Here is a 21,592-nt window from a genome sequence, read left to right on the forward strand (position 1 = left end):
ATGGACATCGTGAAAAAACATAACCGTATCTCCTTACCGCTTCGCCGTTTGCAGCCGATAATCTTGATCTTCATCCTGGCGCTGGTGCTGGGTGCATGTGGGTATGCTTTTTTATATTTAAAGCATGATCCGCTATTAACTGATCTTGGTCAGCGACTGCAAGGGATGAGCTGGCAGCATCCACTTGGGACGGATCATCTGGGGAGAGATACACTGACCCGTTTGCTACTTGGTGGACAGCAGACGCTCGGTTATAGTTTGCTTGCACTCGGTGCAGCATTGTTGCTTGGTGTTCCATTTGGACTGCTGGCAGGATATCGTCGTGGCTGGGTAGATCGTATATTCGTACGAATCTCGAACGGCTTTCTAGCCTTTCCCGATACGATTGTAGCGATTGTGCTGAGTGGATTACTTGGCGCAGGGATCAGTAATCTGGTGCTGGCGATCGTTATTGTAAAATGGGTCAATTATGCGCGCTTGGTGCGTAGTGTCGTGCTTGGTGAAGCAGAGAAAGATTACATTCGGATTGCGCGCACGAATGGACTACAGAGTGGTACGATTATGCGTCGGCATCTATTGCCACATGTGATTGGACATGTGCTGGTGATGGCAAGTCTGGATCTGGGCAAAATTATTTTGCTTATTTCTTCATTTTCGTATATCGGGCTGGGTACACAGCCGCCCTTGCCGGAGTGGGGGGCGATGTTGAATGATGCAAGGCCGTATTTCCAATCTCGTCCAGCGTTAATGCTAGTGCCGGGCATGGCCATTGTTATTACGGTGCTGATGGCGAATATGCTTGGCGATATGCTACGTGATCGCTTTGATGTGAAAAAAGATGACTGGAGCAGGGAGGGGCAGTCCTAATGTTAGAACTGGATAAGCTGACCGTTCGCAGTCGTCAGCGCGTGCTCGTCGATGAGGTATCGCTATCGGTCGGTGCTGGTGAATGGCTGGCATTAGTTGGTGAAAGTGGAAGTGGTAAAAGCTTATTATCGCAGTCGATCGGTGGACTGTTGCCTGCGGGTATAGAGGCAAGCGGTAGCATCAGGTGGAACGATCAGGAATTGATGCAGCTCCCAGCACGGCAATTGCGACAGCTGCGTGGTAAGGAGATTGCTTATATTTTTCAAGATTATCAAGGCGCATTTACACCGTTTCGTACGATTGCTCAACATATGAATGAATATCAAAGCGTACATGGGGAAAAAGATCGGCAGCAGCGCCGGCAACGAAATGAACAGGCGCTTGAATCAGCAGGCTTATCGACAAAGTTGCTGCATCGGTATCCCTTTCAATTGAGTGGGGGACAGCTTCAGCGTGCCGCCATCGCGCTAACATTGCTATTGTCACCACGTCTGCTCATTGCGGATGAGGCAACGACTGCGCTGGATAGTGTGTCCGGTCATCGCATTCTGGAACTGTTGCGTCAGAAGCAGCAGGAGACAGGCTGTGCGATTCTGTTCATTACACATGACTGGCGACATGTGCGTCGTTATGCTGATCGCATTGCTGTGATGAAAGAAGGTAAGCTGGTAGAGAGCGGCAATCGGCATCGTGTGCTGGATCATCCGCGTCATCCGTATACTCAACAATTAATCGCGGCTGCGCCGATGTTAGAGCGAAGCGAGCCAATGCTACGTTCCGGTTTGGCGCCGCTGGAGCGATTGGAGGGGCAGAAGTCGTGACTTTACTACAGGTAGAACATTTATGTAAAACGTATGATGCCCATCATGATGATGTTGGATTGGAGAATGGGAAAGGGAATAGGGAAAACGCTAAGATCGCTGGAGTGAAGCGAACGGGTTGGCTGAATACATGGTTTAAACAGCATCACGACTATAATAAGCAGGCAGGCGTGGCGGCGTTGAACGATGTATCGTTTGAGCTACAGCATGGCGAATGTGTTGGGCTGGTGGGTGAGAGCGGCAGTGGTAAAAGTACGCTCGCTCGTTGTTTGCTTGGCATCGAGTCAGCAGACCGTGGTCGTATTGTGCTGGCAGGTGAGGCGTTTGGTGGGCACGCTCGGCGCATACGGCATGAGCAGCGCCGGCATATCCAGATCGTTTTTCAAAATCCGACTGCTGCGCTGAATCCGAAGTTGACGATTCGCACGTCATTACTTGATCCGTATCGGCAGTATGGGCACCAACTGGAGCTGAATCATTTTCACGGAGACAATGAAGATAGCTTTGCGCGACAGCTACTGGAAGCGGTAGAGCTTTCGCCATCGCTGCTGGATCGCTATCCACATCAGTTAAGCGGCGGACAGCGCCAGCGCGTTACGATTGCACGCGCGATTAGCATTGAGCCGAAGCTGGTTGTACTGGATGAACCAACTGCGAGTCTGGATGTGATTTCGCAGGCGGCGATTTTACAGTTGTTAGCACAATTAAAGCAGGAATTGGGGCTGGCGTATTTGTTCATTTCCCATGATTTGGCTGCTGTTTGCAAGTTGAGCGATCGGATAATGGTCATGAAGGATGGCTGTATTGTGGATCGGTGTGTGCGAGACGAGCTGTTTGCGGATGAGCGGCATCCGTATACACGGGAGTTAGTTTCGATTTTTTGATCGCACGGTTTTGAGCTAAGGAAGTTGATCTAAGGAAGTTAAGCTTGGGATTTTGATCTAAGGATGTTGATCTAAGGATGTTGATATAAGGAAGTTAAGCTTAGGATGTTGATCTAAAGATGTTGATCTAAAGATGTTGAGCTAGGGGTATTGATCTGAGTAGTTTGAGCTATAGCGTGTATGCAAACTCATATGCCTGCTCATAGTGGTGGCTGCCCCAACATCAGTTGGCGTACACGCCCTAATCATGTCACTTTAATGATTTTTATTTTGGGATATACATCTAATAATCAGTGTCATTCAGTGTCGTTTATACGAAATGGATTTTACTATACAAATCAGCGGTATATGCATAATGGAACGATGTGCGTATACCGCTGATTTTTTATTTTTATAATAAAGTTAAAGCGAGCTATACATTCACATCGGTGCCTTCCTCTGGATAATACATCATCATAAAATAACTGGCTTTCTCTGACGAGGGATTAAAGTAACCATGCGGGATCGTGCCGGAGAAATGCAGTGCATCGCCATCGGATACATGATACGGTTTGCCGTTAATTTCCACGATTAGCGAGCCTTCTTTTACAAATAAATATTCTTCACCTGGATGGGTTTTGGGCAGGTGTTCGCAGCCAGGCAGCAGATCCACAACATACAGTTCGAATCGGTTCTCTGGATGGTACGGGAAAAAGCTATACACTTTATACAGATCATCGCTATCTACAACAGGATCAAGTTCCCGAATATTTACCTGCTGGATCGGCTGTTCTTCTTCTTTTAGGAACATACTAAAGGATACTTGAAAGCCTTTAGCAATTTTCCAAAGCGTTGTTACAGTTGGATTGGATTTCTCATTTTCAATCTGGGCAAGCATCGCCTTGCTCACGCCTGTCAGTTCGGACGTTTGTTCCAGTGTAAGATTGCGACTTTTACGCAATTTGAGTAGATTACGAGCAATGATTTGCTGAATCGGTTCCATGAATAGACTCCTTTATGCAAAAATTTAATATAACAGACTATTGTATGTTATATTAAATTTTTGTATACTATATTAAACTTAAGTTCATTGTAGCATATCTGTTCCGGTCATGTGGATGCAAATTGTCCCATTCGGTAATGTTCAGTATCGGTGCATATCGAGCTTCCAGCTGTCCGATCGCTTGTTGCCCATTGGAAGGCCATGCTAGGACAAACGGTATACTAAAGGAGGAAATGAGATGTTGACCCACCAGATGGAATGCACCAAAGAAGTACCTATTGCAAGCTCGCCCACTTTTATGGAAGGGGTACGGGATTGTATACCGACACTGCTCGGTTATATTAGTATCGGTCTGGCTGCGGGGGTCGTAGGCGCCGCCTCCGGCTTGAGTGTAATGGAGATGGGCTTCATGTCGCTACTCGTCTATGCCGGAGCAGCTCAATTTATTATTTGCGCCCTGCTTGCTGTGCATACGCCGATATCAGCGATTGTACTGACTACATTTATCGTCAACTTGCGTAATTTCCTGCTTAGTGCGACACTGGCACCGCATTTTGGTAAATATTCGTTATTGAACAATATCGGAACGGGGTTGCTCGTGACTGATGAATCGTTTGGAGTCGCAGCGACACGGCTTGCTTCAGGCAAACCGCTTAGCAATCGCTGGATGCACGGATTGAATCTGACCGCATACATCGTATGGGTCATCTCCTGCACACTTGGTACGCTATTCGGTAACTGGATTGCCGATCCGCAAATGTTTGGACTGGATTATGCGCTGACCGCGATGTTTATTGCATTGCTTGTGTTGCAGCTTGGTAATGTGGTGCCCGCGAAGCTGAAGCATTATTTGAAGCTGATGGCGTATATGGTCATTGCGATGGTCGTATTGTCGCTATTCGTTTCAACGCAACTGGCGATTATTTTAGCGACCGTTATTGTCGCAACGATCGGGGTGGTGACGGAGCGATGATTGTAAATTGGACGGTATTTATCATTATTGTTGGTTGTGCGCTCGTGACGATGATCCCACGTGTAGCTCCCTTTTTCGTAGTGCGTAATATGGTGTTGCCGCAGGCAGTTATGAAATGGTTATCTTATATTCCAGTATGTATTTTTACTGCGCTTGTTGTGGAAAGTATGCTGGACAAGCAGAGTGGTACGCTGCATATCGAATGGCCTGCGGTCATTGTGCTGGTGCCCACCTTGCTTGTTGCACTAAAAACGAAAAGTCTTTCGTTGACGGTCGTTGTTGGGGTGGTGTGCATGGCAGTGGTGCGGTTTTTCTGGTGAGAGCACAAGGGTGATGATCGTAGTGGAGTATATGAAATTTTATGTTAGCATTCGACCAAAAGTTTCGATACCGTAGGTAGTTCATCATGGAAGCAATGATTTAGTTTTGAAATTATTAGGAATATAAGGTTATGGCAAAAAGGCTTCTTGTAGAGGAAGCCTTTTTGGTTTGCGTATTCGTGGTTGTATAGCTAGTGATGATAGGCATAGCGGTAGAATGTTTGTAGGTAGTGGTTGTGAAGTATGCCTTCGCACGGAGAGCGACTGGGCAGAGTCGACCAATTGTGACGCAAACGGCATGTTTCAATCCACGCTCTCGCACAGAGAGCGACAGATAATATCATGCGCTTCATACTGCCCAAGCTGTTTCAATCCAAGCTCTCGCACAGAGAGCGACGCCACGCCACTGACCGAGTTGATCCATTCGGATGTTTTAATCCACGCTCTCGCACAGAGAGCGACTGTTAGCACTTTTCTCCCTTACACCGCAAGGCTTTTCAGCATCAAAAGTGCGAACCTCAAAATTAGCCTACCTAAAACAGAGCAAAAAAACAAGAAAAATACGAAAAAGCCTTATAAATCAAGGGGTGCGAACCTCCCAGGAAAATCATGTTAGCTTGGGGTTCGCACTTTTGGTTTGAACATTCATTTGTACATACATATCTGATTTCGATCACATTAAAAGCCTGTCTACCATCCTTTGCCTAAAGCAGCGGATCGATGGACAGGCTTTTCGCATGTACACGTATATGCATTCACCATCGTAGGAATGGACCATTCTCCTCACTGGTCTGTCGAAAAAGTCAGTACCATCAGACTAATATCCTGGGCAAAATCCCAATCCAGATACGCCTGATCAAGTGATTTGCCAAGAACGGAATGTACAGGCAAGTCATGGACAAAACGATCCAACTCTAATTCACGTTTAGAAACGCGCAAGGCGTTGTTAAAGCCTTTTTTGATAATACGTTTTTCCAGACTGATCAATAATCCTTTGCGAATGATGACCAGTGTGGATGGATCGATCCAGTAGGATTCGATGTCGGCAGGTACTTTTTGCACATCTTCGGTAATCTGGCTGACCCGAATGTGCAGCTCTGCCTTGCCGGAGTACAGATCTTCTTTTTTACGATCCGGTTCCAATTCGAACATGATCGCGATGCAAGCGCGGTTCACATCCTCTTTCCAATCGATAAAATGGTGGATGATTTCTTGTCCAGCCGCTGCTTCAATCTTTTTACGGATCGCAGGGAAGACAAACTGATCAAGTAAAATGTACACATGCGTATATCGCTCATCCGGGTCATCTGGCAGGCGCTCATCATCCGGATCAATCAGCTCATTCAGAAAAATAACAACACTGTGCTCGTTGGTGCGAATAGTGATCGATTCCGGTGATTTGCCGAATTGACTTTGACCCAGCAGGCCGATTTGTTGAATAACAGCTTCCAGGTTAGCGGTTTGGGACACGGCAAATTCTCCTTTGCAGCAATAAAATAGAAATGTCTGATAAGTATTAACCACATGCTAGCCTTATGTAATCGCTGTTAAGCGACTTATTTAGCAAAACATTTGATTATTCAATCAATTGCAAACAAATAGTTGGATAGTCAATCCAATACATAGACCCTCACACGGATCGATCAAGGTGAGGGTCTATTGTTTATTGTATGGTGTATAAGGAAGTGATCCCATGTCTAGCAGACACGCATAACAATAAAGAAATCAGTTCGTTCGATGTGGATACGTAACCGACATCGATTCAGCATGGATCTGAGCTGCATTCGACCTCATTTAATATTGAATGAGCAGTGTGTTTCTATGACTTCAGTAGACGCATCCTCTACCATTCGAACCCATTAATATTGAACGAGCAGCCAGTTCGTTTTGCTCCAGCCCAGCTTGCCTGCGCCTGCACCGTCCGCTGCTTTCAAGCGGCTCACGAGTGTAGTGGGATCGTCAGTCTGGTAACTGTATGGAAGACTGTTAAAGCCATTCCATGAGAACGACAATGCAGCTGCTGGATACGGAGCGAGCGGACTACCTGCTGTATCGCTATTGCCACGGAAGGTTGTGCCATTGGCTGTGTACATCGTATCGACTGCGCGAATTTTGCCCGTATATTTGCTATTACTTGGATCGGTCTGATTGTTACGAATCGGCGAAGCAACACCGATGATTTGTGATTTCTCTACCAGCACCGCTCCACCTTCGGTAGAGATGGCGCCGTTGCTCGTTACGGTAAAATGATAGCCCTTTGAGTTAATCGCTTTATCCATTTCAGGTGTTAATTTTGCTTTAGCAGCGACCAGTCCTGAAGCGTCCATGACAATATTGTACACGTGTGCATTTCCGCCCCGCAGACGAGGCATCCGGTCCTGAGAGTCCTGATAGTAGTTATGGTGGAGTGTAATTTCCAGATCAGCATTGTCGGAAGCAAATTCGGTAGCACCGACGAGATGCGTTTTCTTTTGCCCACCAGCGATAGCGATAATATCCTGCTGACTCAGACCGACGCTACTACTGCGTAAATAGTTATACATAGGGTAAGCAGACTTGTCTGCTTCCATCGCTTTGACTTGCTGACTGACCCAGCTGTTGGAGCTACCATCATCACTGCGGAAGGAAGACCAGGAGATCGTTACACCTTTGCTGCCTTTTTTCACATCGACCACACCGTCATATGCTTTGTTAAAGGTGCAATGATCGATCCAGACTTTGTTCGTCTGTTCCAGTGTTAAATAATCCCAATCATTTTTGTCATAGTCGCCTTTGGTAGCTTCATCCCATTCCCATAGCTCGTCAAATTCCAGATTGCGGATGATCAGATTGGAGCTGCGTTTGACCGTAATGCCAACATGCTTGATTTTGGCACCATTGTTTGAAAATATCGTTAGCCCGTCAAAGCCATCGATCGTTAGCTTGCTCACACCGCTTTGTTTGAGGACAGGGTGAGTTAACGGTTTGTTATGCTCGGCAAATGGAGAGGTTTGGGCGGCAGACGGCAATTCGTTCCAGCCTAGATTTAAGTCGTTCATCACTTCAATGACTTTGACGCCGGAGCCTTTTTTGAGCGCTTGTGCTAGATCGGTGGCGGTATATACTTTTTTGTAACGTGCATCGGTGTCGGCAATCGTTCCGCCTCCGGTATTGCCTGTGGAGAAGCCGGTCAAATTATAGGCGCTGTATGTACCTGTTGCCTGCGCGCTTGCCAGTTGTGCTGTGTTTCCAGACGAGGTGAGAGAGCTACTGTTGTCGTTCATTTCAGTCTCCGTTTGCATAGCGACACCCGTAGCGTCCAGCATAGATGCAAAAATGTTAACGTTTGCAAAAGATGAAACAGAAGCTGGGGATGAAGCTGCTGCCGAAGGTGTGGCGAGCGATAATCCGCTCCATATCATCGCTCCGCTAAGCAATAAAACCGTTCCTTTTTGAAATCCCTTTTTTTTCATGCTTGATCTCTCCTTTGATTGTCGTTGGATGATAACAAGTTGAATAGGCCAGAAAAGGTATTGCATACCACATGTACAAGCTAACATGATAATTAAAGCGCTTACATAGAGCGGAAGAACTAATATTGATACCAAATACATCGAATTATAGAATTGTATAGTAAAATATGGAATTTATGATTAGGAAGGTGGGAGTTAAGCTATGCTTAAACGATTGGTCGTTGTTAAGAGGAGTATGATATGTTAATTATTTAATAACTAAAACAAGTAGCTCAAGGTATAGAAATGGAGCTGGTTATCATTTCGGTATATTTATAGATCGCTCTACATGCTTTGTACGCTAGACTATTATGGACGCTCCATAGTGGCTCTATAGATTATGAATACACTACACTTCCAGAAACGTTATACACATCTTGCTTAATGTGCGCCCATAACAAACAGCTCTTCCGGTAAATACCGGAAGAGCTGTTCTGCGAATATATCGCCTCAGCAATGTGATTGCTAAAGCGTCAAAAGGCAATTACATGGCGGTTGGTCCTTTCGTCAACGCTGGCGTTGGATCGGACGAGCTGCCCTTCAGCTTGTTAACCTCGCCAGTCAGTTCGCTTTTGGCATCGGTCAACATACCTTTCCATTCTTGCACAACACCAATCGCTTCTTTCACAACCGGCGTGATTTCTTTTGCCAGCTCGACCAGTTCTTCTGTGCTGGCCTTCATTTCACGGCCTTTCGATTTTAACGTAGCCGTCAAACTGCTAGCGGAGCTGTTTGCGCCTGATGTGAGTGTATGGCGCATATCTTCGCCCGATTTAGGCGCAAATAGAAGTGCTGCACCTGCACCAACCAGTGCGCCTGCGATAATCCCGAATACTAGATTTTTTTGTTCCATCATCATCATCTCCGTTCAATAAAGGATTAGGATTGTCATCCATGTCTAGCATGCTATCTATATGGTATTACCCACGATTGGCCGCTAAGCCTACGCATTCACCTGTCTGTCTACATAAATTGTATACCCATGTCAGCTAACAGGGATCGTTAGTGAACTACAGGTATACGGTTAGTGAGCGTATGCTTGTTTTTTACATCCTACCTGCTAGTAGAGAAGTAATCAGTAGCTGTGCAATATGTACTTATACAGCAATCGCGAGCAATAAGCGATATACTTAGCATACCGAAGACAGGGAGCAGGGTGCAACTGCGATCTCATAGTAAACATGATGTTAAAAGGTAGCCATGACATGCTATATCAAGCCACGTCATACTACACTTAAAGTAGGAGGGGTTCGGATGCACATCTATATGGAACATGCAACAGAGGAAGATTATGACTATCTTGTTCAATACGATGTACATATGCCGCAAGAGCGTCTGAGGACAAAGATCGCCGCTGGAGAAATTAATATGATTCGTCTGGTACAGGGCAGTGTTGCTGAATCGGTAAATGATAGCAGCCATAGGATCACGATCGGCTGGCTTCGTTATGGCTGGTTTTGGGATCATACGCCGTTTATGAATTTGTTATGGTTGGCGGAAGACTATCGCGGTCAGGGGATAGGCAAGCAGATCGTGCAATTATGGGAACAGCAGATGACAGCTCTTGGCTGTTCCAGTGTGATGACTTCGACTCAATCGGATGAGGAAGCACAGCATTTTTATCGTAAACTTGGTTATAAAGATGCAGGCGCGCTTATGCAGGAGAATGCGGCGATGGAAATTATTTCCACCAAAACGATTGTACCCACATCGTCGTAATCCGAAGTGCATTAAGTGATAAGAAGTACATTAAAGAGTAAGAAGTACATGAAGGACTAAGAAGCACATCAAGGAATAAAATGCGAATGAAAGAATAGATGGATAAAGCGATCAAGCTGATTATAGATGTATTAAAAATAGAAAATCACAGCAAAAAGCTCCTCATCACGTGAAGGTGACGGGGAGCTTTTCCGTTTGAGATATTTTACTGAGATATCTCGCTGCAATATTCATGAGGATCATAGCAGATTTCGTTCAAAACGTACATGTAAGAACATATACTCAATGCCTACAATCAAAAACATAGGGTCAAGAACAGATCGTCTACTGTACTTTAGTCTGGACAGAGATTGCGTCAATCATACGAATCGATCATACGATGCAATTTTCGTTATCCATCATACCAGCATCAGCCTGCTGTAACAGGAGATGGACGGAGCAATTTTTCAGCTACAATACCGAGGAAGATACGTCCTGTGTTCAGCAACGCGCGCTCGTCGATATCAAAGCGTGGATGATGATGTGCAAATGCAGTATCTTCGTCTTTTTGCGAGCCGACATAGAAGAAGTTGCCCGGACGTTCCTCCAGGAAATAAGCAAAGTCTTCTGCGCCCATAGCTGGTTCAATTTCAAACAAAGCTTCTTCGCCTAGCACATCGGCAACGATCGCACGCACTTGATCAGCCTGTTCCGGTGGATTTACCACAGCTGGATAGCCGTTCGTATACTCCAGTGAGAAGGTAGCACGCGATGCGGCCGTAATTCCTGCCAGCGTCGTCCGAATATCGTCTTCAATCTGCTTGCGTACTTCAGGGTCAAATGTACGCACCGTGCCTTCAATTTTCGCTGTATCGGCGATAATGTTAAAAGCAGAACCTGCCTGGAACACACCTACCGTAACGACAGCGGATTTGAGCGGGTTAATATGACGGGCCACGATATTTTGCAATGCGCCAACGACCTGACTGCCGACAACGATTGAATCGACCGTTTGGTCAGGACGCGCACCATGTCCGCCTTTACCTTGAATAACGATGGAGAAGCCATCGGCTGCTGCCATCGCAGGACCACCGATAACGGCGATTCTACCATACGGCAAATAGCTCGCCAGATGGGCACCGTACACTTCATCTACACCTTCCAGTGCGCCATCTTCGATCATCGCTTTGGCACCGCCCGGAATTTTCTCCTCCGCATGTTGGAAAATAAAACGTACATTGCCTTTCAGCTGATCCGCATGACGACTCAGCACATGAGCGACACCGAGCAGGGACGCGGTATGTCCGTCATGTCCGCAGGCGTGCATCACTCCATCATTTTGTGAACGGTAGGGAACATCATTTTCTTCATGGATCGGCAATGCATCAAAATCGGCTCGGAACGCGATCGTTGGTCCAGACTGTCCGCCTTTCAGATCGGCAATCACACCGCCTTCACCGACACCGGTACGCACTTCATAGCCAAATCCTATTAACGTATCTGCGATGAATTGCGAAGTTTTTACTTCCTGAAACGACAGTTCAGGATACTGGTGCATATGTCTGCGCCATCCGACAATATCCTGTTCAAGTACGGTCAATTCGTCTATCCACTGATTTCTCATATGCATCCTCCTGTTATATATGTTTCATGCTCTAATCATAAAATAAATTCCAGAATTTACAAAGGAAATTCACTTTAAAACTATCATGATGAATTTTATATGTCAAATTTGACATTTGTAAAAGAAGATCAATAAAAGCTAGGTGATTCGCTTCCATCCGATAGCGACGGGATCGACATCTCCTTACTAGTTATGAACAAAAATATGTCCAATCGATACGGCTAGCAAAGCTAGATGAACCTTTTTTCGCAAGTATCGACGTTATCGTTTGAATATTGAAAATGAATAGAACACAAACTGAATGAATGGAATACGACAGCAGATGAATAAATGGAGTACGATAGTAGAAAACAAAAACAGCCCACATGCTGTACACTTCGTTTGAAGCGTACAATATGTGGGCTTATCTTTTGAAGCATTTATTGAAAAGAATAGGGTGGAAGAAATCGTGTCATCGTCGTTGATGTAGGCTATGGAACAATTCAATATGGATTGATGGAACATGGAACGATGCAACATGGATCAATTGAAGTTCGATTAAGCGGCTCTGTGATCCGGTGCAGGTGCGGTGGGCGTGCCGCCGTCATGTTTATGTTGACGTTTGAACAGAGTAGCTTTCAGGTAAGGCATTACCCAGCGATCCAGACCGATACGACCTGCATTGGCGCCAGCCACGACGATGAAGATTTCAAGCAGGATCAGGTACGGGTTGGTGCTAATTGTACCCGAGAACAGGAAGGCAAAGTTCATTACCATACCCATTAGGGCAGCAATCGTAGTGAACGTACCGAGAATCAAACCAAGACCGACGAGGAATTCACCGATAGGGACAAGAATGTTGAACAGTTCTACATTGGGGAGGGCAAAATGTTGAAGGAAGCCAGCCCATGCGGCTTTGACGACCGGTTTGTCACCGGTGCTCATCGAGATTGCGTTAGTGAGGAAGCCGGTAGCATCGAAGCCACCTGTTAACTTGCCCCAGCCACCGTGAATCCATTGGAAGCCGACATAGAAACGAAGGACGGTTAATAACCACATTGCAACTTTGTTTTGTCTGAGCCATGCGTTCATAATTCATACACTCCTTGAATGATGTATTGGGTGCCTGTTCATTCAGGCGGTTGTAAACAGTGGACAGTATGGATACAGTCAGCTTCCCGTTTGCTGCGTATAGGCTACGATCTTGATGCCGAGGGATGGGCTGCTGTTGTCTGTTTGGTTGGGGATGATCATCTCTTCCATGGCTTTAGTTTAAAATAAAACTAAAATTTAATATGTGACAAAAATCACAATCTACTTTAAAAATTAAAATAAATTTGCGCCTATTCAACAGAGCCATTCAATCAACAGAGCTATCCAATATTCAGCGGGATTGTTGCTTACGCTGCTCATTCCACTTTTCCAAACGCTCCAAAATAAAATAAATCCATACCGCTACAGCGATATAGCAGGCAAGATTAACGAGATAGCGAATGATATTACCTGAGCTAAACCAGCCTTCCGCAACATCATATTGCAAAAAGGCAATCCTTTTAAAGCTCCAATTGCCGATGACATTGGAGAGCAAAAATGCAAGAATGAATTTACGCAGTACCTTCATATCGATCGCCTCCTTGCGAGTGTGGATAGGATGAGTATAGCATGGTGTTATCCATTTTCTCGTATAGATTTGCGCAAGAATATGTTGATCATAGTAATAAAAGATGGGATGGCTTATTCCTTTCAGAACAGAATACTATGATTGATCTCATGAAGTATTAGATTCAAAGGAAAATGTACTGAGGATCAATTGCAGAAGCTGAATCAAGTTATATATCAACCTTTGACCGTTTCATGTTATCTTCGTCTCTGTTCAATCAATTGAATGTAATATACACATTGTTCACTTGACTCTTCTCCAGAGCATTAATGTTAAGTTTATTTATATTGTAAGTGTCTTCTCGTTTTACTTGGTTGAAACTAAAAAGAGTAGCTATAGCTACTCTTTTTATAATTCATTTATTCATGAACAGGTGTTAGTTTATTTGAGATATAGATCCTAAACAAAAAAAAGGAGAGCAAAGCTAGATAAGTAAAACTATATTAGCTTATTCTCAAGCAGATATAATACCGATCAAGAAGTATATTTAAGTAGAAAAAGATTACAAAAAATTATGGATATGGATTAGCTAGGTTTGAGCATTGCAATGACACCATCTGGTCCAATACTATACTCAAAGCCAGTTTCAGGATCATGATCGATTTTAAGGTGTGTAAATTCTAAAGGTTCTAGTGTCTCCCTAACCGTCTCATACGTATTATTACCAAAAGTCAAAGTCCAAGCCAAATCGTATTCGTCGCCTTGCTCTATTTTTTCCTTAATTGCTTCTTTTATGAGTTTTACTTGAGGTTCGTAAATTTCATATATTTTAAGTAGTAAGCCTAATTTCAATTTTTCACTATGACAAGGGACATCAAACAATATAAATCTCTGACCATTTAAAGTTTTGATTTCAGTTTTTTGATATATTAATAGATCGACTAATTTAAAATAGTATTTTAATGACATTTCATCTGCATTTATGCTGATTTTATCACCTTTTTCCGGCTCAGGATCGATTATATCCATAAATAAAATTTCTTCCTTTTTACTATTATTCAGTTTTTTTGGATATATATGCGAAATTATTCTAGTTAAATTATTGTACTTATAGGCAATTGTGTTGCCGTTCGAAGTAAACTCGATCTCATCAATTGATTCTAATTGTTCTTTTGCTTTTTTTGCTGGCGACCCCTTTTTTATGCTGCTAGAGCCTTTCGCTTCGATAAGATATCCTTTATTTTTAGGTCCAATACCGAATAAATCAGGGTAATTTTTCTTTCCTGGTTTTAAACTATAGGTTATCAATTTTGGATCAGTTAGGTGAGCTGTCACCCGAATATTGTATCTTGATTGAGCCATAGCATGAGCAAAAATCATACCAAAGAAAAATCCTATGGTGACCTTTTCACTCGATTCTAAATAGTTTATATTTTTCAATTTAAAATATGTATCACTATCATCTACAAATGCATCAATCATTCTTTCTTTCCATGAAACTACCTCTATAGGAACTTTGTGTTCATTTATATCTAAACCTAATCCGACTGTTACACAGGCTGCATAAAGCGCTCCTTTGTTAACTTTAATGTCTCCAAGTTCATTGATGTTTCTAGGGAAATTCCCATATTTGTTATAAAAAGCGAATTTAAACATATTAGTCCTCATTTCTTAATATATAGTGTAAATATATTATACAATTAATCGGTTGTTTTACGATGTATAAAGCAAAATAATTTATATAAAGGGAATTAAAGAGTTACATTTGTTTTGGTGAAAAAATCGTTTACTTTAGATTGCAAATTAACATCTAGTCATTTTATATCAATGACGAAAGAAATTTGATTTGTTGGATTATCTATTGTCGCAACTTCCCAGACAAAAGACTATTATACATGTGAAGAGAACTACTATACGAGTATAAAGGGATAGCATATAGGGTAGTTGGGAGCTTGATGCGTAGACTGACAATCTACAAATAATAAAGGAGACTTAACGATGCGAAACCAGCAGCAGATGATGGAACTGATTCTTGATACGGCTCAGCACAATCCGCATATTCGTGCCGTAACGATGAATGGATCGAGGGTCAATCCAAATGTACCGAAAGATGTATTTCAAGATTACGATATCGTCTATCTGGTCGATACGTTAGAGCCTTTGGTGAGTGATCATCGCTGGATTGATGTGTTTGGAGAGCGGATGATCATGCAGCTGCCGGATCGGGAGCAACTGCCTATGCATGATGGAATGATCAAATTCATGTATTTAATCCAGCTCGCAGATGGCAATCGAATTGATTTACGATTGCAACACATCGATCACTGGCGGGAATATGTGAATGAAGATCGTTTAACCGTAATTTTGCTCGACAAGGATGGACGATTGCCGCAGCTTCCTGCGCCAGATGATCGAGATTATTGGATACAACGACCGACAGCAGCTGATTTTGCCGGATGCTGTAATGAATTTTGGTGGGTGTCGACGTATATTGCGAAAGGGCTATGGAGACAGGAACTGTTATATGCGCTGGATCATTTGAACCGCTATGTGCGTCCGCAGCTGGAGCAGATGCTATGCTGGCAAGCTGCAAGTCAGCATCAGTTTCAGATAACGACAGGCAAAAGCGGCAAATATTTGCCACAATATTTGGATGACTCGACAATGGCAAGACTGCTCGCTACGTATCCGCATGCAGATAACGAAGCGATCTGGCAGTCTGTATTTGTGATGGTAGAGCTATTTGATGAATGTGCGCGCCTGGTGGCAGAGCGTCTGGGGTATATGTACGATGATGGGGAGGCGCAGCGTGTTTGTGTTCATTTGCTTCATGTGTATGCATTGCCTGCCGATGCCATTCATATGTATGAATGAACATGATACAGGCTTGTTATAGGCAACATCGAATGTAAGGTTCAGCCAGGATATTACGTGCATACGTGATGAAGTAGTGTATAACCAACAATGGATAGCGATCTGCCAATGTATGAACTATGAAAACTTGTTGATTATAAAAATGTATTGATCATAACAGCTTATTTCATTATAAAAATAAGCATGGCAACTTCGAAACTAGCGCTCCGCAGCTGGACGAGACTGCTGCTCATAACCGTGCATAATGTCTCGCAGGCGGTTACCATGCAAAATGCTCTCAGCGGTAGATTGCTCCAGTGCAGCTATCGCACGAATATGTTCGGCGATACTGTTCAGCAACGGCTCGCGCGGTACTCTTGGCTCAAAGCTACGTAAATACGCGGTACGAACCAACGTCCAACTACGCACAGTTTCGTGAAAGGCGTTAACAATCTGTTCCATAAACGAGTCCTTAGACGCACGCTTTTGTTCAAGTAAATGCAGGAATTGTATTCTAGCTTGAATAATATACAGCAATTCCAGATTGAGCAGATTCATATCGCTTGCATGATGTTGTTGCTCTATATATAGACGATCCAGTTCAATAAAGCTGTCTGCCATATGACGCATCGAATCAAATACCGAATGAGCTTCATCGCCAAGCCCCAGATTGTTCGTAGCGCGGCGCGTCAGCACTTCGTACAGATCGGGCAATTGTGAAGGCAGGCTGTATTGGTCTTGATTTTGCTGTATGGTTAGCAGATCACCCGCAAAGCCGAGGCTAAAATCGCTAACCGATTGTGCCTGATGATACGTCATATAGGCAACATCGGTACAGAAGAGATGATTCGTCAGGTCATCATAGCCTGTAATCAGGTAAAAATGAGATCGATGTAACCGACCATAATCGGCAGGAAACCACGGACAATAGTACGTATCCCCTTTGACCAGTACAGGATGTCCTTGAGCAAGTTCTATGCGAATCATCGTTAACGCTTCTTCCGCAGGTAAGTGTCGCTCCATCCGATAATCCAGACCTGTACATTTCAAAATCTGATCATAAGAAGTATTGTACAATACCGACTCCTGACCGAGCGACGGCACTGCTTTGTTTCCATACTCTGTGAAGCAGGAAAATGTCCAGGCATCGGCAAATGCATACATATAATCACTGCTGAAATAGGCAGCAGCACTTGCTGCATTGCCGGTCAGACTGGACCAATCGAAGCCTTGCAATGGTTTGAGCGGAATCCTGTGCGATTGAGGCATGACCTTTCACTCCTTCTGTATACTGAGCCAGCGAGAGGCTGGTTAGCGGCTGGATCGTTGATCGTGCATGCGACCATTAAGACATAGTATATAATAGTTCAGTTAGTGAGGAAAGCACGTTTTACGTGGCAAAAATATACATATGATCCAGAGCTGTAGACGTTCGATCCTGCATGAACGAGCCTGTTCAGACATTGACATGGAAATTGGGAATATGTTATATAAAAGATAGGTTTAGCACTCTGTAGTTAAGAGTGCTAATATTGAGCAGTATATAGACGTGTAACGCGTATCATTCGTAGTTGAACGAATGATACAGACGGGCACGAATGTAAGGCACACATACATTTATTAATGGAGAGGGGAACACTACGACCATGACCAAAAAGCAATTTCAGGCTGAATCCAAGCGCCTGCTGGAAATGATGATTAACTCCATTTACACCCATCGTGAAATTTTCCTGCGCGAGCTGATTTCCAATGCCAGCGACGCGATTGACAAAATGTACTACAAAACGCTCACCGATGATGCGCTCACTTTTCATAAGGAAGATTACTACATCAAAATTACACCTGATCCAGCAGCACGTACACTGACGATCTCCGATACCGGTATCGGTATGACTGCCGAGGAACTGGAAAATAACCTCGGTGTGATCGCGAAAAGCGGCTCACTCGCTTTCAAAAAAGAGAACGAGGCACAGGAAGGTCATAATATTATTGGCCAATTCGGTGTCGGTTTCTATGCGGCATTTATGGTAGCGGATGAAGTAACTGTCATTACACGTGCACTTGGTAGCGATCAAGCGTACAAATGGCATTCCGAAGGTGCAGAAGGCTATACGATCGAGCCAGCGGATAAAGAAACCGTCGGTACGGACATTATTTTGAAAATTAAAGAAAATACCGAGGATGATCAATACGACGAGTATTTGGAAACGTATCGCCTGCGCGCCATCGTGAAGAAATACTCCGACTTTATCCGTTATCCGATTAAAATGGACATTACGAGCAGTCGTCCGGTTGAACCGGAAGAAGATGCTGCTGAAGATAAGCAACCAGAATACGTAGATTATACGGAAGAGCAAACGATCAACAGCATGATTCCGATCTGGCGCAAAAATAAAAGCGAGCTGACCGACGAAGACTATAACAACTTTTATCAAGAGAAGCGTTATGGCTTTGATAAGCCGCTCAAGCATGTGCATATTAGTGCTGACGGTGCGGTAGTATACAACGCGATCCTGTTTATTCCAGAAAATACGCCATTTGATTACTACACGAAGGAATATGAAAAAGGGCTGGAGCTGTATTCTAACGGCGTCCTGATTATGGATAAATGCGGCGATCTGCTGCCAGACTATTTTAGCTTTGTGAAAGGGATGGTTGATTCCGAAGATCTGTCCCTGAACATTTCGCGTGAGCTGCTACAGCATGACCGTCAGCTGAAGCTAATCGCTAAAAATATCAAAAACAAAATCAAATCCCAACTGCAAAGTATGATCAAAGACGAGCGTGATAGCTACGAGAAGTTTTATCAATCGTTCGGTCGTCAATTGAAGTTCGGTGTGTACAATGATTACGGTATGCACAAGGACGATCTACAGGATTTGATCATGTTCTACTCCTCCAAAGAGAAAAAGCTCGTTACGTTGGATGAGTACGTATCCCGTATGCCAGAAGATCAAAAGTATATTTACTACGCTGCTGGCGATTCAATCGAACGGATCGAGAAGCTGCCGCAAACCGAGATGGTTACCGACAAAGGCTACGAAATTCTGTATCTGACCGATGATATTGATGAATTTGCGATCAAAATCATTAGCACATATAAAGAAAAAGAATTTAAATCCGTATCCAGCGGCGACCTCGGTATTGAGCCGGACGAGAAGGACGAAGCGGCACAGGCAGAACAAAATGAAAGCAAAGAGCTGTTTGCCGCAATGAAGGATGTGCTCGGCGGCAAAGTGAAAGACGTACGCGCATCCAAACGCCTCAAATCGCATCCGGTTTGCCTCACTTCTGAAGGGGAATTGTCGATCGAGATGGAGAAAATTTTGCAAATGATGCCTAACAGCCAGGATGTGAAAGCCGAGAAAGTGCTGGAAATTAACATCAATCATGATGTGTTCCAATCGTTGAAAAAGGCGCATGAAGCGGATCAAGAGAAACTGGGATTGTATACGAATCTGCTGTACAATCAGGCACTGCTGATCGAAGGCTTGCCGATCCAGGATCCGGTTGAGTTTACGAATGATATTTGTAAAGTGATGGTATAAGCAGTACAGATTGTGCATAGTAAACTATATGGATTGTTCATGGTAAGTCATACTGATGGCTTATCGGAAAATAACGATCCCTGTAAAGAACAGTGCCTGTATAGTGAATGGATGCTTAGCTTATGGACTGTACAATAAGCTGAACCTATCGATAAAAAACAAAGCCCGGATGATTGCCCCTATACAGGTGCTCATCCGGGCTTTGTTGTGTTCTAGTGGTTTGTTGTGTTCTAGTGGGTGGGAGAGAGTGCTTCGTTTCGGTAGACACACAACTGGAATCCGTTTTGCTGCACAGAGGAAAGCAGGCTTTTTTTGAGCCTGATTTGATAATAAAATACCAAAATAAAATGAAGTGATAATTTTTTACCAAAATCAACATAAGCTTTAATTCTATTTTGACATTTCCTCCGTAATATTGAACATGCAGGTCGCGACAAAATACATACATTTTAATCCACACCTTGTGCGCCTGATCGATTTGTCTAATGGGACTGTATATCGAAGACTGATCAACACCTGAAGCATTCATAAAGAAACCAAAGCGTTCATGAGAAAGCAAACTATCATTATTTCAGGAGGAATGTATGAACACCACATTCAAAAAGAAATCTTCACTTAAAAGGAAATCTTCACTTCGCCAGGCTGGAACAAGCGGTTTACTATCCCTGTTGCTCATCCCGACACTTCTACTTTCAGCATGCGGCAACAGTACAGAAAACACGGTAGCAAATGGACAGGCAGCCTCAGCGCAAACAAGTACAAACGATTCGGTTGATGTACTTTATACACAGGCCAAGCAAGAGGGCAAAGTTGTCGTCTACTCCACTTCCGGTCGTGCGAACGATGCAGCGGAGACGTTTATGAAAAAGTATCCGGGCGTCAAAGTCGAAGTGAGCAAAGTGAAATCCGATGAAATGATGGATAAAGTGACAAATGAGCAGGATGCCGGACAATTCAATCCAGATGTGATCATCACGAAGGAAGTGAGCGGCGCGGTCGGCAAAGAGATGGTTGAGCAAGGACGTTATGTCAAATACTTGCCCGATGATATCGCCTCAACAGTTGACGAACCGTATCGCACACAAGCACCTGGCTATGCTAACTACGTCGAATTCCGCACGATCTTTTATAATACCGATCATTACAAGCAAATTCCGGTCACCAACTGGTGGGATCTGACCACCCCAGCATTTAAAAATAAAGTGTACGTTGCCGACCCGCTCAGTTCTCCAGCGTTTATGGATCTGTTCACGACGATGGTCATTCATAGCGATGATATGGCAGCTGCGTACAAGGAAAAGTTTGGCAAAGATATCGATCTGCAAGGTGAGGAAAATGCAGGTTATGCGTTCATCCATCAACTGTTCGCCAACGGCTTAACCGTCTTAAAAGGCAGTGACGACGTGCTTGATGCGATCGGCAAAACATCCAGCGATGCGGTAGGAATCGCCGTATCCGGTGACGTTTCCAAAGTCGAAGAAAAAGGCTGGCATGTACAGCCGATTTATGACATCAAGCCTCAAACATCTGTACCTGACGCAGGTTATCTGTATCTCGCCAAACAAGCCCCACATGAAGCCGCAGGCAAGTTGTTCATCCGCTGGATGATGGGCGAAAAAGACGGCAAAGGCGCAGGCATCGCTCCATTTAATGAAGTCGGTTCCTGGGTTCCACGTTCCGATGTAACGACTAAAAATCCAGTCGGCTTTGAAAAACTCAATCTGTGGAATTACGATGCCGACACTCTGTACATGACATCACCCAAAGTGCGCGATTTCTGGATTAAGCAGAAGTAGCATTGGAGAAGTAGAAGTAGAAGTAGAAGTAGAAGTAGAAGTGGAAATAAAATTACAGTGAAAGTAAAAATAGGAATAAAAGGAATTTGAACAAAGCATGTAAGTACATGCAATTAATGAATAAATTCAAATCAAAGATGTCAGGCGGAGAACGTG

The 21,592-nt window shown here is 44.0% G+C and carries 19 protein-coding genes; 9 read left to right on the forward strand and 10 right to left on the reverse strand.

The genetic code is table 11. From position 1 onward, the window contains the following. The 3 genes from nikC to AAHF22_RS16755 are packed head-to-tail and all read left to right on the forward strand — an operon-like array spanning position 1 to position 2,572. Positions 1-867, forward strand: coding sequence for a nickel transporter permease (nikC, locus tag AAHF22_RS16745; protein ID WP_347326165.1), 867 nt, complete (start codon positions 1-3; stop codon positions 865-867). Continuing rightward, positions 867-1,688, forward strand: coding sequence for an ATP-binding cassette domain-containing protein (locus AAHF22_RS16750; RefSeq protein ID WP_347326166.1), 822 nt, complete (start codon positions 867-869; stop codon positions 1,686-1,688). Before nikC ends, AAHF22_RS16750 begins: the two co-directional genes overlap by 1 nt. Next, a complete protein-coding gene (locus AAHF22_RS16755) occupies positions 1,685-2,572 on the forward strand; it encodes an ABC transporter ATP-binding protein (protein WP_347326167.1) in 888 nt (295 codons plus the stop codon). Before AAHF22_RS16750 ends, AAHF22_RS16755 begins: the two co-directional genes overlap by 4 nt. A 412-nt stretch (positions 2,573-2,984) precedes the next feature. Here the strand turns inward: AAHF22_RS16755 and AAHF22_RS16760 are convergent, their stop codons facing one another. Then, positions 2,985-3,554, reverse strand: coding sequence for a helix-turn-helix domain-containing protein (locus tag AAHF22_RS16760; RefSeq protein WP_347326168.1), 570 nt, complete (start codon positions 3,552-3,554; stop codon positions 2,985-2,987). Between the two features lie 238 nt (positions 3,555-3,792). Between AAHF22_RS16760 and AAHF22_RS16765 the strand changes: the two genes are divergently transcribed. Both AAHF22_RS16765 and AAHF22_RS16770 read left to right on the forward strand, forming a co-directional pair. Beyond that, positions 3,793-4,527, forward strand: coding sequence for an AzlC family ABC transporter permease (locus AAHF22_RS16765; protein ID WP_347326169.1), 735 nt, complete (start codon positions 3,793-3,795; stop codon positions 4,525-4,527). Next, the gene (locus tag AAHF22_RS16770; protein ID WP_347326170.1) at positions 4,524-4,847 is read left to right on the forward strand and encodes an AzlD domain-containing protein; all 324 of its coding nucleotides are present in this window, start codon (positions 4,524-4,526) and stop codon (positions 4,845-4,847) included. The genes AAHF22_RS16765 and AAHF22_RS16770 overlap by 4 nt, the downstream gene beginning before the upstream one ends. A gap of 303 nt (positions 4,848-5,150) precedes the next feature. On the opposite strand, the gene AAHF22_RS23975 is transcribed toward AAHF22_RS16770, so the two are convergent. The 4 genes from AAHF22_RS23975 to AAHF22_RS16785 form a co-directional block, all read right to left on the reverse strand. After that, positions 5,151-5,318, reverse strand: a complete 168-nt coding sequence (locus tag AAHF22_RS23975; RefSeq protein ID WP_417629380.1) for a hypothetical protein — start codon at positions 5,316-5,318, stop codon at positions 5,151-5,153. A 312-nt stretch (positions 5,319-5,630) separates the two neighbouring features. Further along, positions 5,631-6,317 (reverse strand): Na-translocating system protein MpsC family protein, encoded by a 687-nt coding sequence (locus AAHF22_RS16775; RefSeq protein ID WP_347326171.1) that lies wholly within the window; start codon positions 6,315-6,317, stop codon positions 5,631-5,633. Between the two features lie 389 nt (positions 6,318-6,706). Continuing rightward, positions 6,707-8,110 carry a pectate lyase family protein gene (locus tag AAHF22_RS16780; RefSeq protein WP_371834083.1) on the reverse strand — a complete coding sequence of 468 codons (1,404 nt, stop codon included), beginning with the start codon at positions 8,108-8,110 and terminating at the stop codon, positions 6,707-6,709. 712 nt (positions 8,111-8,822) lie between these two features. Beyond that, positions 8,823-9,191, reverse strand: coding sequence for a YtxH domain-containing protein (locus tag AAHF22_RS16785; RefSeq protein WP_347326173.1), 369 nt, complete (start codon positions 9,189-9,191; stop codon positions 8,823-8,825). 401 nt (positions 9,192-9,592) lie between these two features. Between AAHF22_RS16785 and AAHF22_RS16790 the strand changes: the two genes are divergently transcribed. After that, on the forward strand, positions 9,593-10,057 hold the full coding sequence (locus AAHF22_RS16790; RefSeq protein WP_347326174.1) for a GNAT family N-acetyltransferase: 465 nt from the start codon (positions 9,593-9,595) through the stop codon (positions 10,055-10,057). 409 nt (positions 10,058-10,466) lie between these two features. On the opposite strand, the gene AAHF22_RS16795 is transcribed toward AAHF22_RS16790, so the two are convergent. The 4 genes from AAHF22_RS16795 to AAHF22_RS16810 form a co-directional block, all read right to left on the reverse strand. Continuing rightward, positions 10,467-11,660, reverse strand: coding sequence for a M20 metallopeptidase family protein (locus AAHF22_RS16795; RefSeq protein ID WP_347326175.1), 1,194 nt, complete (start codon positions 11,658-11,660; stop codon positions 10,467-10,469). Between the two features lie 537 nt (positions 11,661-12,197). After that, positions 12,198-12,734, reverse strand: coding sequence for a DoxX family protein (locus AAHF22_RS16800; protein WP_347326213.1), 537 nt, complete (start codon positions 12,732-12,734; stop codon positions 12,198-12,200). 289 nt (positions 12,735-13,023) lie between these two features. Further along, positions 13,024-13,260 carry a hypothetical protein gene (locus tag AAHF22_RS16805; protein WP_347326176.1) on the reverse strand — a complete coding sequence of 79 codons (237 nt, stop codon included), beginning with the start codon at positions 13,258-13,260 and terminating at the stop codon, positions 13,024-13,026. Positions 13,261-13,824: 564 nt separating this feature from the next. Continuing rightward, entirely contained in the window at positions 13,825-14,895 is a 1,071-nt protein-coding gene (locus AAHF22_RS16810; protein WP_347326177.1) for a hypothetical protein, read from the reverse strand. 342 nt (positions 14,896-15,237) lie between these two features. On the opposite strand from AAHF22_RS16810, the gene AAHF22_RS16815 reads away from it, so the two are divergent. Further along, positions 15,238-16,113, forward strand: coding sequence for an aminoglycoside 6-adenylyltransferase (locus AAHF22_RS16815; RefSeq protein ID WP_347326178.1), 876 nt, complete (start codon positions 15,238-15,240; stop codon positions 16,111-16,113). A 198-nt stretch (positions 16,114-16,311) separates the two neighbouring features. On the opposite strand, the gene AAHF22_RS16820 is transcribed toward AAHF22_RS16815, so the two are convergent. Further along, entirely contained in the window at positions 16,312-17,361 is a 1,050-nt protein-coding gene (locus AAHF22_RS16820) for a BtrH N-terminal domain-containing protein (protein ID WP_347326179.1), read from the reverse strand. A 377-nt stretch (positions 17,362-17,738) separates the two neighbouring features. Between AAHF22_RS16820 and htpG the strand changes: the two genes are divergently transcribed. Both htpG and AAHF22_RS16830 read left to right on the forward strand, forming a co-directional pair. Next, positions 17,739-19,640 carry a molecular chaperone HtpG gene (gene htpG, locus AAHF22_RS16825; protein ID WP_347326180.1) on the forward strand — a complete coding sequence of 634 codons (1,902 nt, stop codon included), beginning with the start codon at positions 17,739-17,741 and terminating at the stop codon, positions 19,638-19,640. 584 nt (positions 19,641-20,224) lie between these two features. Beyond that, entirely contained in the window at positions 20,225-21,436 is a 1,212-nt protein-coding gene (locus tag AAHF22_RS16830; protein WP_347326181.1) for an ABC transporter substrate-binding protein, read from the forward strand. Positions 21,437-21,592 lie beyond the last annotated feature (156 nt).

Origin of the sequence: Paenibacillus wenxiniae, assembly GCF_039822605.1 — a bacterium.
Taxonomy (GTDB): Bacteria; Bacillota; Bacilli; order Paenibacillales; family Paenibacillaceae; genus Saccharibacillus; species Saccharibacillus wenxiniae.